Source organism: Rhizobium mulingense, assembly GCF_029194105.1.
GTDB lineage: Bacteria > Pseudomonadota > Alphaproteobacteria > Rhizobiales > Rhizobiaceae > Rhizobium > Rhizobium mulingense.
This window is the reverse complement of sequence record NZ_JARFVE010000002.1, coordinates 301,402-316,290: the sequence shown is the minus strand read 5'-3', so window position 1 is coordinate 316,290 and position 14,889 is coordinate 301,402. Positions and strand designations below refer to the sequence as shown.

The window sequence follows — 14,889 nt, the reverse complement described above, 5'->3', positions numbered from 1 at the left end:
CTGATCTCCTCACTAAATATCCGATATCAGGGATGTTGATGACAAGATTGACAATATCGCGTGGAATGACCAGAAAAACCTTTGATTTCCTAGGCGGAAAGAGGTTAAGATGACGAAGATTGACAGAGCGGCGCTGTGAATTTGTAAAGTTTTGTAAACTTTGGCGCCGCTTGCCTGTCAAAGGGTGCGACAATGGCGGAACGGAAGATATTCGCAGGCCCGAAATTGCGGCGCATCCGCAATGCGCTGGCGCTGACGCAGACCGCCATGGCCGAGGCGCTCGAAATATCGCCCTCTTACCTGAACCTGATCGAGCGCAACCAGCGGCCATTGACGGTGCAGCTGCTCTTAAAGCTCGCGGCCGTCTACAGGGTCGATCTGGAGGAATTGCGCGGTCAAACCGGCGGCAGCCTCGGCCAGCTCAAGGAGGTCTTTGCCGATCCGCTGCTTGCAGGCGAATTGCCCGGCGACCAGGAACTGGTGGAAGTGGCCGAGGCCGCACCCAATGCCGCGGCCGGCATGATCAAGCTCTATCGCGCCTATCGTGAACAGGCCGCCCGGCTGTCGGACCTGACGGCGCTGATGGCGGCCGAAGGGCACGCACCCGTCGCCGTCGGCCGGTTGCCGCTCGACGAGCTGCGCGAGACGCTGGAGCGCAGATCGGCCTATTTCGGACGGATCGAGACGGCGGCGGAAACCTTTGCCGCGACGCTTCCCGGCGGCGCCGACCTTGCCGCCGGGCTGAAGGACTGGCTGCGCGCCGAGCGCGGCATTGCGGTGCGCGTCCTGCCGGTGCATGTCATGCCGGATCTGCGCCGCCGTTTCGACCGGCATTCGATGCGGCTTTTCATTTCCGAGCGCCTGTCGCCGGCCGACCGTACGCATGAGATCGCTGTCGAGGCGGCCAACCTCGCTTTGCTGCCGGCCATCAATGCCGAGCTCGACGATCTCGCGCTCTCCTCCGCCGAGGCGCGCCGCATTGCTCGCTTCGAGCTGGCCCGCATCGCGGCCCTGGCGCTCGCCATGCCCTATGAGGCCTTCCTGGCGGCGGCCAAGACGACGCGCTACGACATCGACATTCTGCGCGCCCGCTTCGGCGTCTCATTTGGCCATGCCGCGACGCGTCTGGCCATGCTGCAGCGGCCGGGGGCGGCAGCCATCCCCTTCTTCATGATGGAGATCGATGCCGCCGGCCACCGGCTGCGACGAGGCGGCGCCCAGGGTTTTCCGCAGGCCCGTTTCGGCGGCGGCTGTCCGAAGCTCAATATCCACGCCGCCTTCCTGCAGCCGGGCCAGATTCTTGCCGAGACGGTGGTCATGCCGGATGGAGCATCCTTCCTGACGGTCGCCCGCACGCTGGAGGGGCCGAGCGTCGAATTCGGCGAAAGGATCAGGCGCACGGCGATCCTGATCGGCTGCGATGCCGCCCTTGCAGACGGCTTGGTCTACGGGCAGATGACGGCGGTCGATCCGGTCGCGATCGGCCCGGCCTGTCGCCTTTGCGAGCGGCGCGGCTGCCTTTCCCGCGCCGAGCCGCCGGTGACGAGACCGCTCGGGCTCGACGAGATGGTGGCAGGCCTCAGCGCCTTCGACTTCCAGTGATTGTGAAATCGTTGAGGGCGCAGTTTTTGCGCTTGTGGGCTTGGAAATTCCTTCTTAGTCTGCGGCCAAACCAGAGGGAAAAGACGTCCGGGGATGCGGACGCTTTGAACAAACAGGAGAAGTCATGAGGTCAACCATCGCAAGTGTGACGGCCGCCGCCATCGCCGCGCTTTTTGCCGCCGCTCCGGCCTTTGCCCAGGAGCGTGTCGTCAACGTCTACAACTGGTCAGATTATATCGACGACAGCATCCTGACCGACTTCACCAAGGAAACCGGCATCAAGGTCGTCTACGACACCTTCGACTCGAACGAGACGGTCGAAACCAAGCTGCTTGCCGGCGGCACCGGTTATGATGTCGTCGTTCCCACCGCCGACTTCCTGCAGCGCCAGATCCAGGCCGGCGTCTTCCAGAAGCTCGACAAGTCGAAGCTGCCGAACCTTTCCAACATGTGGGACGTGATCCAGCAGCGCACCGCTGCATACGATCCAGGCAATGAATATGCCGTCGATTACATGTGGGGAACCGACGGCATCGGCTACAACGTCAAAAAGGTGGCTGAAATCCTGGGTCCCGATGCCAAACCCGGCCTCGAAGTGATCTTCGATCCAAAGGTCGCCCAAAAGTTCAAGGACTGCGGCATCTACGTGCTCGACACGCCGAAGGACGTCATGACCACGGCGCTGCGCTATCTCGGCCTCGATCCGAACTCGACCAAGGCCGAGGATTTCAAGAAGGTCGAGGAATTGCTGACGGCGGTCCGCCCCTATATCCGCAAGTTCCATTCGTCCGAATATATCAACGCCCTTGCCAACGGCGATATCTGCATCGCCTTCGGCTATTCCGGCGACATGCTGCAGGCCCGCGACCGCGCGGCCGAAGCCAAGAACGGCGTCGAGGTCAACTACTCGATCCCCGTACAGGGCGCCCAGATGTGGTTCGACATGATGGCGATCCCCGCCGATGCCAAGCATGTGGCCGAAGCGCATGAGTTCCTGAACTACATGATGAAGCCCGAGGTCATCGCCAAGGCGAGCGATCACACCTTCTATGCCAACGGCAACAAGGCTTCGCAGCAGTTCGTCAGCAAGGACGTGCTGAACGATCCGGCGGTCTATCCGACCGAAGAGGTGATGAAGAACCTGTTCACCGTCAAGCCGTGGGACCCGAAGACCCAGCGCACGGCGACGCGGATCTGGACGAAGGTCGTCACCGGCCAGTAAGTCAATGCCAGGCCCGGACGGCAACGTCCGGGCCTTTCAATTGCGGCCTAGAACAGGATGATTTTAGGCCGGTCGGCCTAAAATCTGAATCCTGTTCCAGATTGAAGAGTTAGAGCATGATGTCGTCCGAAAACCGCTCACACTTTTCGGCATCATGCTCTAGGTGGAGGCCGGCCGAATACGCATATTTTCGGGGAATAATATGAAATCCTTAGGCAATATCCGCCGCGCTTTCGCGCCTTGGACCGATCCGTCCGCAAAACCGTTCATTGCCTTCAAGAACGTCACCAAGCGCTTCGGTGATTTTACCGCTGTCAACGACCTGTCGTTGAACATCTATCACCGCGAGTTCTTCGCGCTGCTCGGCGCGTCCGGCTGCGGCAAGTCGACGCTCCTGCGCATGCTCGCCGGCTTCGAGCAGCCGACATCCGGCGAAATAGTTCTCGATGGCACCGATCTCGCCGGCACGCCGCCCTACCGGCGGCCGGTCAATATGATGTTCCAGTCCTACGCGCTTTTCCCGCACATGACCGTCGAGAAGAACATCGCCTTCGGCCTGAAGCAGGACGGCATGCCGAAGGACGAAATGGCCGAGCGCGTTGCGCAGATGCTGAAGCTCGTCAAGCTGGAGCAGTTTGCGTCGCGCAAGCCGAACCAGCTCTCCGGCGGCCAGCGTCAGCGCGTGGCGCTCGCCCGATCGCTCGCCAAGCGCCCGAAAGTGCTGCTGCTCGACGAACCCCTCGGCGCGCTCGACAAGAAGCTGCGCGAGGAAACCCAGTTCGAGCTGATGGACCTGCAGCAAAGCCTCGGCCTCACCTTCGTCGTCGTCACCCACGACCAGGAAGAGGCGATGACCATGGCGGACCGTATTGCCGTCATGAGCCACGGCAAGGTCGTGCAGGTGGCGACGCCGGCCGAAATCTACGAGGCGCCGAATTCCCGCTTCGTGGCGGATTTCATCGGCGACGTGAACATCTTCGACGGCAAGGTGACGACATCGGGGAGCGGCGCAACCGAGATCGCCGTCGACAGCGGTTTCACCATCCGTATCGCTGCCGCAGGTGCCCCGGCGATCGGCAGCACGGCCGGTTTTGCCATCCGCCCCGAGAAGATCCGCGTCAGCCGCGCGGCCCCCGCGAACGCGTCGGTCAACGCGGCCAGGGGCGAGATCTGGGATATCGGCTATCTCGGCGACATGACCGTCTTCCACATCAAGCTGCCGAGCGGCAAATTTGTCAGAGCCTCTTTCCTCAACGCGCGGCGCTCCGTCGAAGACCCCTTCACCTATGATCAGGACGTCTGGGTCTCCTTCGATGAAGACGGCGGCGTGCTGCTGAAGGATTGAGATCATGGGAATGCTGGCATCACCCTTCTATAACCGCCTCGTCATCGTCATTCCCTACGCCTGGCTGCTGCTCTTCTTTCTGGCGCCGTTCTTCATCGTCTTCCGCATCTCGCTGTCAACGACGGCGATCGCCATACCGCCCTATGAGCCGGTCTTCTCCTTTGCCGACGGCTGGGGCGGTTTCTGGAGCAAGGTCGCGACCTTCTCCTTCGACAATTACGGCTATCTCACCGACGACCCACTCTACTTCAACGCCTATCTGTCGAGCGTGATCATCGCGGCGGTCTCGACATTCCTGATGCTGCTGATCGCCTATCCGATCGCCTACGGCATGGCGCAGGCGCCGCGCACGATCCGCCCGACGCTGCTGATGCTCGTCATCCTGCCATTCTGGACGAGCTTCCTGATCCGCGTCTATGCCTGGATTGCCATTCTGAAGCCCGAAGGCCTGCTGAACCAGTTCCTCCTGTCGCTGCATATGATCGACACGCCGCTGATCATCCTCAACACGCCCACGGCCGTCTATATCGGTATCGTCTATTCCTACCTGCCCTTCATGGTGCTGCCGCTCTACTCGGCGCTCGAAAAGATGGACGGCACGCTGATCGAGGCGGCCCAGGATCTCGGCTGCACGCCAATCCGGGCCTTCTGGCGCGTCACTTTCCCGCTGTCGATCCCCGGTGTGGTGGCCGGCTGCATGCTGGTCTTCATCCCCGCCGTCGGCGAGTTCGTCATCCCCGATCTTCTCGGCGGGTCGCAGACGCTGATGATCGGCAAGACGCTCTGGAACGAGTTCAATGCCAATCGCGACTGGCCGGTCTCCTCGGCGGTCGCAACCATCCTGCTCATGATCCTGGTGATCCCGATCGTCTTCTTTCAGAATGCACAGGCCAAGGCCGAAGAGCGGGGGAGATAGACCATGCTGCGATGGACCCGTTTCAACGTCATCTCCGTCGTGCTCGGCTTTGCCTTCCTCTATCTGCCGATCGTGCTGCTGGTGATCTTTTCCTTCAACGAGTCGAAGCTCGTTACCGTCTGGGGCGGCTTCTCGACCAAATGGTACGTCTCGCTGCTGTCGAACCAGTCCCTGCTAGACGCCGCCTGGGTGACGATCCGTGTCGGTCTGCTGTCGGCCACCTTCGCCACCGTGCTCGGCACGATGGCGGCGCTGACGCTGGTGCGTTACACCCGCTTTCGCGGCCGCATGCTTTTCTCGGGCATGGTCTATGCGCCGCTCGTCATGCCCGAGGTCATCACCGGCCTGTCGCTGCTGCTGCTTTTCGTGGCGATCGGCTTCGACCGCGGCTTCTGGACGATCACGCTGGCGCATACGACGCTGACCATGTGCTTTGTCGCCGTCGTCGTGCAGTCACGGCTTCTAAGCTTCGATCAGTCGATCGAGGAAGCGGCGCAGGATCTGGGGGCGCCGCCGGTGCGCACCTTCTTCGAAATCACCCTGCCGATCATCTCGCCGGCAGTGTTTTCGGGTTGGATCCTGGCGTTCACCCTGTCGCTGGATGACCTCGTGATCGCAAGCTTCACCTCCGGCCCGGGCGCAACCACGCTGCCGATGAAGATATACAGTCAAGTTCGTTTGGGGGTGACGCCGGAGATCAATGCCGTCTGCACCATTCTGATCGCCGTCGTCGCGGTCGGCGTCGTCTGCGCCTCGATCATCACCAAGCGCCGCGAAATCCAACGTGATCGAGACGAGCGCGCCGCCGCCGGGGCCTGATTTACTGCGCGTGAGGCGTATTGCCGAACACCGGAACCGGCGAAATGACCGGATTTGGCCACGAGCCGCCGATGAAGAACGGCAGAAGCGGCAGCTCGGCCGCCTTGGCCGGATCGGTTGCCTCCAGCGAGCCTGAAAGCGCCAGCCCGTTCGACTGGTAGGTGACGACGCCGGAAAGTGTCAGTGTCTGTGCAGGTCCGGCGATATGGGCGTCGTGGATCTCGGCCGAACCATTGGCGAAATCGGCCTGAAGATCCAGCCGGCTGAAGGCGAAGGCGCCGTTCGCCGCCGCGCTCAGCGGAAAGAACGGCTTTTCGGCGGCCTGGGTCCGCAGCGCTGCGGCGTCGATGCCGGGGATTGTGCCCTCTTTCGTCCAGAAGTGCAGCCTGCCGGTGACGTCGGCAAGGCCGGTCGTCCAGATCGCTTTTGGCGACTGCAGGTCGAGATCGAGCGATCCCGTCGCAAGCGGCAGCGGCCCTTTGAGCTGCAGGCGCTCGGCAAGAGCGGCGAAGTCGGCATCGCGGATCGACAGCTGCAGTTTGCCGCCGCCGTCGAAATCACGCTGCGTCGCTTCCAGATGCGCGGTCAGCTCGCCGCCTTCGAAGGCGCTGTCGCCGATATCGAATTTCGCCTCGCCGCCAGTCACGATCATGCTGGCGCCGACATCGGAAAGCTCGAAGAGACCCATCTGCGCGCGCCGCGCCGAAAGCCTGACGTCGATGTCAAGCAGCTGAAGCGGTTCGCGCACGCCTTTGGAGATTTCCTCTGCCTCGCCGGCGGCGAGCCTGAGCGCAAAGGCATCGAGGAAAGGTTTGAGGTTCATCTGGTCGAAGGCAAGCGTGCCGCCGATCTTCGGCCGTTTGCCGGGCACGGTCGAAAGGTCCATCACGCCGGTAGCGCTTGCCTCGTTCAGCGACAGGCTGAGATCGTTGAAGCGCAGCCCGCTGCCCGACGACATGATGTCGGATTCCAGCGATGCGCTTTTCAGCGTCCCGATGCCGGGGATCGATTTGCCCGACCATGTGAGAAGCGCCGGCACATCGGGAATAGTGGCGGCGATATTGCCGGAAACGGCCGAAAGGCGGGCGATGCTGGCAATTCCCTGGAAACGCGCCGTCAGCAGGTTTGACGTCAGCGATGTCCGCGTCTCGGCGCTCTTGCCGGCAAAGGCGAGCAGCGGCTGGCGGGAGGCGAAATCGACCTTCAGGTCCTCGCCGTTGATGCGGGCGATGACGACCGCCGAGATCGCGCCTGAGAGCCGCGGCCAGGCGATGTCGGCCGTGACGCTGTCGAAATGGTAGGTCTTGGCGCTCCCGATGTCGGTGACGGCAAGCGTACCGTCCTCGACGGTCACCGCGCCGATCTCGGCATCGAGAGCCGGATCGAGCACCTCGGTTCCGTTTTCATAGCGCACGCCGCTGATCGCACGGGCAAGCAGGCCGGCATAACTCCAGTCGATCAGGCCTTCTTCGTCACGAGTCAGCGCCAGGTTGGGACGCAGCAGATGGAATTCGTGGAAACTCGTCCGGCCTCTCAGCGCATCGATGAGGCTGAAATCGGCCGACAGGCTTTCGATGCTGCCGAGCAGCTTGTCGCCGCTTTCGCGCGGCTGGCGGATCGTGACCTCGTTCAGCGTGATGCGTGGCGTCGGCCAGAATTCGAGAACCGGATCGCCTTCGATCTCGGCCTGATAGCCCGTCCATTTAGACAGTGCGTCCTCGATGCCGGAGCGCACGAAACCGGTGGTGATGAGATAGGGCGCGGCCACCCTCAGCGCCACGAAAAGCCCAAGCGCTATCAGCAGCAGCACGGTCGAAACACGCGCGAAGGCCGGCAGCCAGCGCGAAACGGGTCCGATCTTCCTGCGCCACCTGCGATGTCTTGACGTACCCATGATCTCCGCCGGGCATTCAGCCGGTTAAGCCGTTAAGCGCTGATTTCGCCGGATATAGGAAATATCGGGCAGATGCAAATCCCACCAACGCCGCGTGTGCGCGGGTATTTTGAATCGACGTTGAGATCGTTTGCGCTTTCCGGCCTGTTTCACCGGGCGTCGGATGCACTCCGGTTCCGCCCTTTATAATGCAATGCAGCATGATATAAAGACAAGATTGGGGAGGAGGATTGAATGCAGGACAACAGACCACTTTGGGTGCCATCGGACGTAGCCGTCGCAAAAAGCCCGATCCATGCCTTCATGGCGCGCTGCAACGCGGACTTCGGGCTATCGCTTTCGGGCTTTGAGGACCTGCATGCATGGTCTGTCGCCGAGCGGGAGAAATTCTGGTCGACCGTCTGGGATTTCTGCGGCGTGAAGGGAAAACGTGGCGCGGAAGTGCTGATCGACGGCGACAGCATGCTCGGCGCCCGCTTCTTTCCCGATGCGACGCTGAACTTCGCCGAAAACCTGCTGCCCGGCCGCGGCGAGGGCGACGCCATCCTCTTCCGCGGCGAGGATAAGGTTGCGGATCGCTGGTCGTGGGATCGGCTGCGCGCGCTGGTCTCGAGGCTGCAGCAGGCCTTCAAGGCGCAGGGTATCGGCGAAGGCGACCGGATCGCCGCCATGATGCCGAACATGCCGGAGGCCGTCGCCGCCATGCTGGCGGCCGCTTCGATCGGCGCCATCTGGTCGTCCTGCTCCCCCGATTTCGGCGAACAGGGCGTGCTCGACCGTTTCGGCCAGATCGGCCCGAGGCTGTTCATCGCCTGCGATGCCTATTGGTATTCAGGTAAGCTGCAGGACGTCGGCGCCAAGGTCGCCGCGGTGGCGAAAAGCCTGGGCGTGCCGACGATCGTCGTCCACTATGCCGGCGATTCCGAGGCGGTGGCGCTCGCAACGCCTGGCGCTTCGACGCTGGAAGCCTTCATTGCGCCCTATGAGGCGAGCGAGATTGAATTCGCCCAACTCGCCTTCGCCCATCCGCTCTACATCCTCTTTTCCTCCGGCACGACGGGCGTGCCGAAATGCATCGTCCATTCGGCCGGCGGCACGCTGTTGCAGCACCTGAAGGAGCAGCGGCTGCATTGCGGCCTCAAGGCCGGCGAGAAGCTCTTCTACTTCACCACCTGCGGCTGGATGATGTGGAACTGGCTGGTCAGCGGTCTTGCCAGCGGCGCCACCCTCTGCTTGTTCGACGGATCGCCCTTTGCCCCCGACGGCAACGTGCTGTTCGACTATGCCGAGGCCGAGAAATTCGCAATCTTCGGCACTTCGGCGAAATATATCGATGCGGTGCGCAAAAGCGGGCTGACGCCGCGCCAAAGCCACGATCTCTCCAGCCTGCGGCTGATGACGTCGACCGGCTCGCCGCTGTCGCCCGAAGGATTTACCTTCGTCTATGAGGGCATCAAGGCAGATGTGCAGCTCGCCTCGATCTCCGGCGGCACCGATATCGTCTCCTGTTTCGTGCTCGGCAATCCGCTGCAGCCGGTCTGGCGTGGCGAGATCCAGGGGCCGGGCCTCGGCCTTGCCGTCGACGTCTGGAACGATGACGGCAAGCCGGTGCGCGGCGAAAAGGGCGAACTCGTCTGCACCAAGGCATTCCCCTCGATGCCTGTGATGTTCTGGAACGATCCCGACGGTGCCAAATATCGCGCCGCCTATTTCGACCGGTTCGACAACGTCTGGTGCCACGGCGATTTCGCCGAATGGACGGAACATGGCGGCTTGATCATCCACGGCCGCTCGGATGCGACGCTCAATCCCGGCGGCGTGCGCATCGGCACGGCCGAAATCTACAATCAGGTCGAGCAGATGGAAGAGGTGGCCGAGGCGCTGTGCATCGGCCAGGAATGGGAGGACGACGTGCGCGTCATCCTTTTCGTTCGCCTGGCAGCGGGCGTGACGCTGAACGAGGAGCTGATCAAGGCGATCAAGACACGGATACGCACCGGCGCCTCGCCGCGCCATGTGCCGGCGAAGGTCATCGCGGTTGCCGATATTCCCCGCACCAAGTCAGGCAAAATCGTCGAGCTTGCGGTGCGCGAGGTCGTGCATGGCCGGCCGGTGAAAAACCAGGAAGCGCTCGCCAATCCCGAGGCGCTGCGGCTCTTTGCAGGCTTAAGCGAACTGAGGGACTGATAAGGAATCGTAAACCACAAGCTTTCACCATTCAGCAATCCCTTGTCATGGAAACCTTTCGTTAAGAAAGGTTCGTCAAAGGTGAAATAACTTAGGGGCCGCACATGAACGAGGCGGCCTGAAGCGCTATAGCGCCCGCGTCTTCGACGCGTAAGGACGCTGTAGCACTTTGAGTTGCTGCATAATCTGCCCTCAAATCGATTCTGATTTAAGGAATTATGCAGCAGAGCTTACGAAACATGACGTTCATCGCCTGAGCTCTTGTTGAACAGCACTAAATTCAAAGGCAGCCTCTGGGCTGCCCTTTTTTTACGACATGCCGCGCAGAAATTTGCAGCGGCTGTAGGCTCAACTCTGCTGATAGGGATCAGCCGGCCAGCACCCGTTGCGACGGGAAGGTGATCTCGACGAGTGTGCCCTCGTTGGGCGCCGAATTGATCGAGAATGTCGCCCGATTGGCATCGACCATTGCCTTGGTCAGCGGCAGGCCGAGGCCGGTGCCATCGCCACGATGGCGCGACTGGGTCGAGGAGACCTGCCGGAAGGGCTTCATCGCATGGTCGAGTTCGGCGCGCGTCATGCCGATGCCGGTATCGCGGACCCGCAACACCACGCTGCCATTCGCCTCGTAGGAGGTGGATACGACGATCTGCCCGCCCGACGGGGTGAAGCGGATGGCGTTCGATAGGATGTTGAGCGCGATCTGTTTGATCGAGCGCAGATCGGCAACGACATCGGGCACCGCATGCGACAGCGCCGTGCGGATGATGACGCGCTGGCCATTCGCCTGCGGCTGGACTAGGGCGACGGCCTCCGAGACCGCCTCGTTGAGGCCGACGGCGGCAAAATCGAGATCCATCTCGCCCGCCTCGATCTTCGAAATGTCGAGCAGGTCGTTGACGATGTCGAGGACGTGCCGGCCGGAGCGGCCGATATCGTTGGCATATTCGATATAGCGGGGATGGCCGATCGGACCGAAACGCTCGCCGGCCATCATATCGGAAAAGCCGATAATGGCGTTAAGCGGCGTGCGGATTTCGTGGCTGACGCGGGCGAGGAAATCGGTCTTGTGGGCATTGGCGGTTTCGGCGGCCCCCTTGGCGTTGCGCAACTCTTCCTCGGTGCGCTTCCATTGGGTGATATCGCGGATGACGGCGCAATAGCCATTCGAAGAGGTGAGCCGGCCCATCGTCATGAACAGTGGCACGAAGCCGCCGGCGGCCTCGCGGCCGATCACCTCGCGCCCGTCGTTCAGGACGCTGGCGACGCCATGGCCGGAGAGGCCGTTCAGATAGTCGACAACGGCTTTCTGGCTCTCATGGGCAAACAGCATGACGAAGGGTTTGCCGCGTGTCTCCTGTTCGTCATAATTGAAAAGCGCGCTTGCCGACCGGTTCATTGAGCGGATGTCGCCCTCCGTTCCGATGACGACGACACCGTCGGTCGCCGTTTCCAGGATCGAGCGCAACTCCTCCACTTCGACCTGAAGCTTGGCCACCTTCTCGACCATCCGCTCGGGGCGGGCTTCGGACCGGCCGGCATCAGCGCGGGCGTCTTCCTTGCCTTCCAACGGCATCAGCGCCAGCATCAGGGCGTTGGCATCTTCCCAGCGCACCGATTGCAGCCGCGCGGTGACCGGCGTCAGCGTGTCGTCGGCCTTGACCAGCATCATGGTGCCGGAGCCCGTGGCATTTTCCTCGAGTTCGCGGCGCTGCAGCAGCGCTTCGATGCCGCCCACGTCGCGCAGCGCATCGAGGGAGGCATAGCCCGTCAGCCGCATGAATTCGGGATTGGCATGTATCAGCGCGTCGCCGACATGGATGAGCACCGCGACAGGCAGCTGGTCGACCGTTCCGGCCGACAGCCCGTCGGTCATCTTGACCCGCGGCGGGATGAAGCTTGTGAGAACCTCGATCTGGCTTACCGTCTCCTCGAGCCCTTCCGTCGCCTCGTCCTCTTCTATGGAGGCGGGCTCTTCAGGCTCTTCTCGCAGCGCCTCGGCCGCGTTCTCGAAGATCGCTTCCTGCGGCGCCGGCTCCTCGGCCGAAGCCATGCCGGCCGTATCGGCGAGCGGTGCTTCTTCCTTGAAAGTTTCCGGTTCCAAGCTCGCTTCGAAAGCCGCTGTCTCCGTGGCGCCGGCGTCCGTCGACGGCGGAGCGGCAGGCTCTTCCTTGAGGGCGCCGAAGGCTTCCAGGCGCTTGGCGATTTCCCGGAAATTCGCCTGTTCGGCGGCCGTCAGTGCGGCGCCGGTGCTGTGAAGCTGAACGACCTTGTCGGTGAAACGGCGATTGGGTGTTTCGACGATGCGAAGCGCCGGCGGTTCGTCTGCAGCATTTTCCCGGGCGGGTGTCTCGACTCTCGTCTCTTCGCCGGTAATCGCTTCCGGGACCGTCTCTTCGGCCTGCGGCGCGGCTACTGCCGGCGTCTCAATCCCGTTCTCGTCCGCCACTGGCGGTTCCGCCGTAACTTCCTCGGACGCGGCTTGCATGTCAGGCACCGGTTCGGCGACAGGCTCGGCGATCGGGCCGAGGCTTGCCGCACCATGGCCGACGCCATCCGGGCCGAGCGTCAGGCCAAGCGCCAGCGGATCCTCATGCGCGTCGGAGAGCCTGACGACGCCGAAGCCGCGGAAACCGTCGAAGTCGCGGTTGCGGGTATAGGTCGGCAGTGCCGCGAGATCGACCGGAACGACGAGGCTGGTGCCCTCGACCGGCCAGAGGATCGTCTTGCCCGACCATGTGTCGCGGCGCGCGAGCGCCTCGGACAGCTTGCCTTCCGGATCAAGGTTGAAAAGAGCGGCGATATCGCTGAAGGCGGAGCCGATGATGGCGGATGCATGCGGACCGACGGCCTCGGCAAATTCGTGGCTGACCTCGTTGAACCGGCCTTCCGCATCGATTTTCCAGACGAAGCGCGTGGCGCGGCTGTTCGGCCGGAAGACGAAGCCGGCTTCCGGTGCAAGCGCCGGGGTAGGGGACGTGTCGGAAATCGCAGGCGCGGCAGCGGCCGGCGCTTCATTGGCCATGGCCGGCGTCTCTTCGGCGGGCGTCTGGCTGGCTTCGGCCGGTTCTGCCGTCCCGTTCGTTTCCGCGGTCTCATCAGCCGAATGGGCCGAAGCCTCGTCGACGAGCGCGGCAGGCGCGTCAGCCTCATCAGCACTGCTGTCGATTACGCCCTCGTCGTTTTTCGGCGCCGCGTCTTCACCCCGGTGCATCTCCGCAGTCGTCTCGTCGGCGGATGCGGCGGCCGCCTCTGCCGGCTGTTCGCTTTCGACGGCGACCTCTTCGAGGGTCTCCTCGACCTCTTCGATATCAGACACCGCGTCGACGATTTCGGTGAAGCCGGGTGCTGCGACCGGCTCTTCCGGGGGAAGTTCGGCTGGCGGCACGCTTGCTTCCCTCGCGGGCGCGTCAGCCGCCCGCGACGGTGCATCGACAGCGTCGAGCACGGGTGCATCGACTGGATCGAGCACGGGTGCATCGACCGGGTCGAGATGACCGATCGCGGTCTCCACAGCAAACAGCAGATTGAGCGGCGGTTCGTCGCTAAGCTTGCCGACCGCGGCCGGGAGATAACCCCGGCCGGTAGCAACCGGGCGCTTGACCAATCGATCGGGATGCGCGCCGGCAAGATTGATCAGGGTCTTGGCGGTCTCGCCGGAGATGGCAAGCGAGGCAAAGCCCGGCGAGGCGGCGATGACCTCGCCATTGGCGCCAATGACGGCCATATGCGTGTCGGGATCGTCGAGCCCCTGCAGCATCTGGGCGGCGGAGGCGTCTGATGCAAGCGGCCTTGCCGAGACCGGCACCGAAAACAAAATGGCTTTTTCGCCCTGTGAAAGCCGGATCAGTTCGGCCGCCGCCTGCACCTGCGCGCGCTGGAAGCCTTTGGCGACGCGGATCATCAGGCTGCGGTTGTCGCCAATATCGGCGAGCTGGCGCGCCGCTGTCTCCAACTGGCGGAAGGTAATGTCGGTTCGGTCGACGCCTTGGTCGAGCAGATCATAGACCGCCGAATGACCGAAAAGCTCGGCACCCGCGCCGTTTGCCCAGAGCAGCCGGGCAAGATCGGCCGAAAACAGCACCATCGCCTCGCCGCGTGAAAAGCGTTCCCGCACCCGTGCATGCACGGCGATATCGATGAACGGATATTGGACTGCGGGCATGATCGAACCTTGTCGCTGTCGGCCTTCTAAATTAACGGCTTATTAATAACTGCAGGTCGCATGCCGGTCCAGAACAGCAGGGTAGTTTCGGCCCACAGGGTTAACGTCTTGTGCGTTGCACAATAATTGTTGCAATGCACAATGAAATGCCCTATATAGACGTCATTCGATGATCACAGGCAGCGGCTGCCTCAACCCAAAGGAATGCGACATGGCTACCATAAAGACCGATGACGTTTTTTCAATTGCTTCTTTCGACCCGTCCAAGCTCGCGGAATCCTTCCGCGAATTCGCTGAAAAGGGCGCACAGCAGTCGAAAGACGCCTATGCCAAGCTGAAGACCGCCGGCGAAGAAGCCGGCAAGACGCTCGAAGCCACCGTCCAGACGGCCCAGGCCGGCACCGTCGAGATCGGCCTCAAGGCCATCGACGTCCTGCGCGTCAATGCGGAGAGCTCGCTCTCGCACATGGAAGCCCTGCTCGGCGTCAAGTCGGTCGCCGAATTCGTCGAGCTGCAGACTTCGTTCCTGCGCAAGCAGGCCGAACTCGCCGTCGACCAGGCGAAGTCGATGCAGGAAACCACCAAGCAGGTTGCCGAAAAGCTCGCAAAGCCCTCCAAGGACGCCGCCGAAAAGGCCATGGCCTCCTTCAAGGTTGCCTGATCGATCTTAACCGGTCGGAAACAAAAAGGCTGGACCTCGCGTCCAGCCTTTTTGTATATTGACGAGGAATGGGGCTTG

Annotated in this window: 9 protein-coding genes; 7 read left to right on the top strand and 2 right to left on the bottom strand. The window is 62.5% G+C overall.

What is annotated here, in order from left to right:
• The first annotated feature begins 192 nt into the window (after window positions 1-192).
• The 5 genes from PYR71_RS01660 (at window position 193) to PYR71_RS01640 (ending at window position 5,904) form a co-directional block, all read left to right on the top strand.
• Window positions 193-1,602 (top strand): helix-turn-helix domain-containing protein, encoded by a 1,410-nt coding sequence (locus PYR71_RS01660; protein ID WP_275617996.1) that lies wholly within the window; start codon window positions 193-195, stop codon window positions 1,600-1,602.
• 124 nt (window positions 1,603-1,726) lie between these two features.
• On the top strand, window positions 1,727-2,824 hold the full coding sequence (locus PYR71_RS01655) for a polyamine ABC transporter substrate-binding protein (protein WP_183914642.1): 1,098 nt from the start codon (window positions 1,727-1,729) through the stop codon (window positions 2,822-2,824).
• Between the two features lie 202 nt (window positions 2,825-3,026).
• Window positions 3,027-4,169, top strand: a complete 1,143-nt coding sequence (locus PYR71_RS01650) for an ABC transporter ATP-binding protein (RefSeq protein WP_275617995.1) — start codon at window positions 3,027-3,029, stop codon at window positions 4,167-4,169.
• Between the two features lie 4 nt (window positions 4,170-4,173).
• On the top strand, window positions 4,174-5,085 hold the full coding sequence (locus tag PYR71_RS01645; protein WP_275617994.1) for an ABC transporter permease subunit: 912 nt from the start codon (window positions 4,174-4,176) through the stop codon (window positions 5,083-5,085).
• A 3-nt stretch (window positions 5,086-5,088) separates the two neighbouring features.
• Window positions 5,089-5,904, top strand: a complete 816-nt coding sequence (locus PYR71_RS01640) for an ABC transporter permease (protein ID WP_183914648.1) — start codon at window positions 5,089-5,091, stop codon at window positions 5,902-5,904.
• 1 nt (window position 5,905) lies between these two features.
• Here the strand turns inward: PYR71_RS01640 and PYR71_RS01635 are convergent, their stop codons facing one another.
• Entirely contained in the window at window positions 5,906-7,798 is a 1,893-nt protein-coding gene (locus PYR71_RS01635; RefSeq protein ID WP_275617993.1) for an AsmA family protein, read from the bottom strand.
• A gap of 234 nt (window positions 7,799-8,032) precedes the next feature.
• Between PYR71_RS01635 and PYR71_RS01630 the strand changes: the two genes are divergently transcribed.
• The gene (locus tag PYR71_RS01630) at window positions 8,033-9,985 is read left to right on the top strand and encodes an acetoacetate--CoA ligase (RefSeq protein ID WP_275617992.1); all 1,953 of its coding nucleotides are present in this window, start codon (window positions 8,033-8,035) and stop codon (window positions 9,983-9,985) included.
• 367 nt (window positions 9,986-10,352) lie between these two features.
• Here PYR71_RS01630 and PYR71_RS01625 read toward each other — a convergent pair whose 3' ends face one another.
• A complete protein-coding gene (locus tag PYR71_RS01625) occupies window positions 10,353-14,150 on the bottom strand; it encodes an ATP-binding protein (protein WP_275617991.1) in 3,798 nt (1,265 codons plus the stop codon).
• Between the two features lie 211 nt (window positions 14,151-14,361).
• Between PYR71_RS01625 and PYR71_RS01620 the strand changes: the two genes are divergently transcribed.
• On the top strand, window positions 14,362-14,811 hold the full coding sequence (locus PYR71_RS01620; protein WP_038692241.1) for a phasin: 450 nt from the start codon (window positions 14,362-14,364) through the stop codon (window positions 14,809-14,811).
• The last annotated feature ends 78 nt before the right edge of the window (window positions 14,812-14,889 follow it).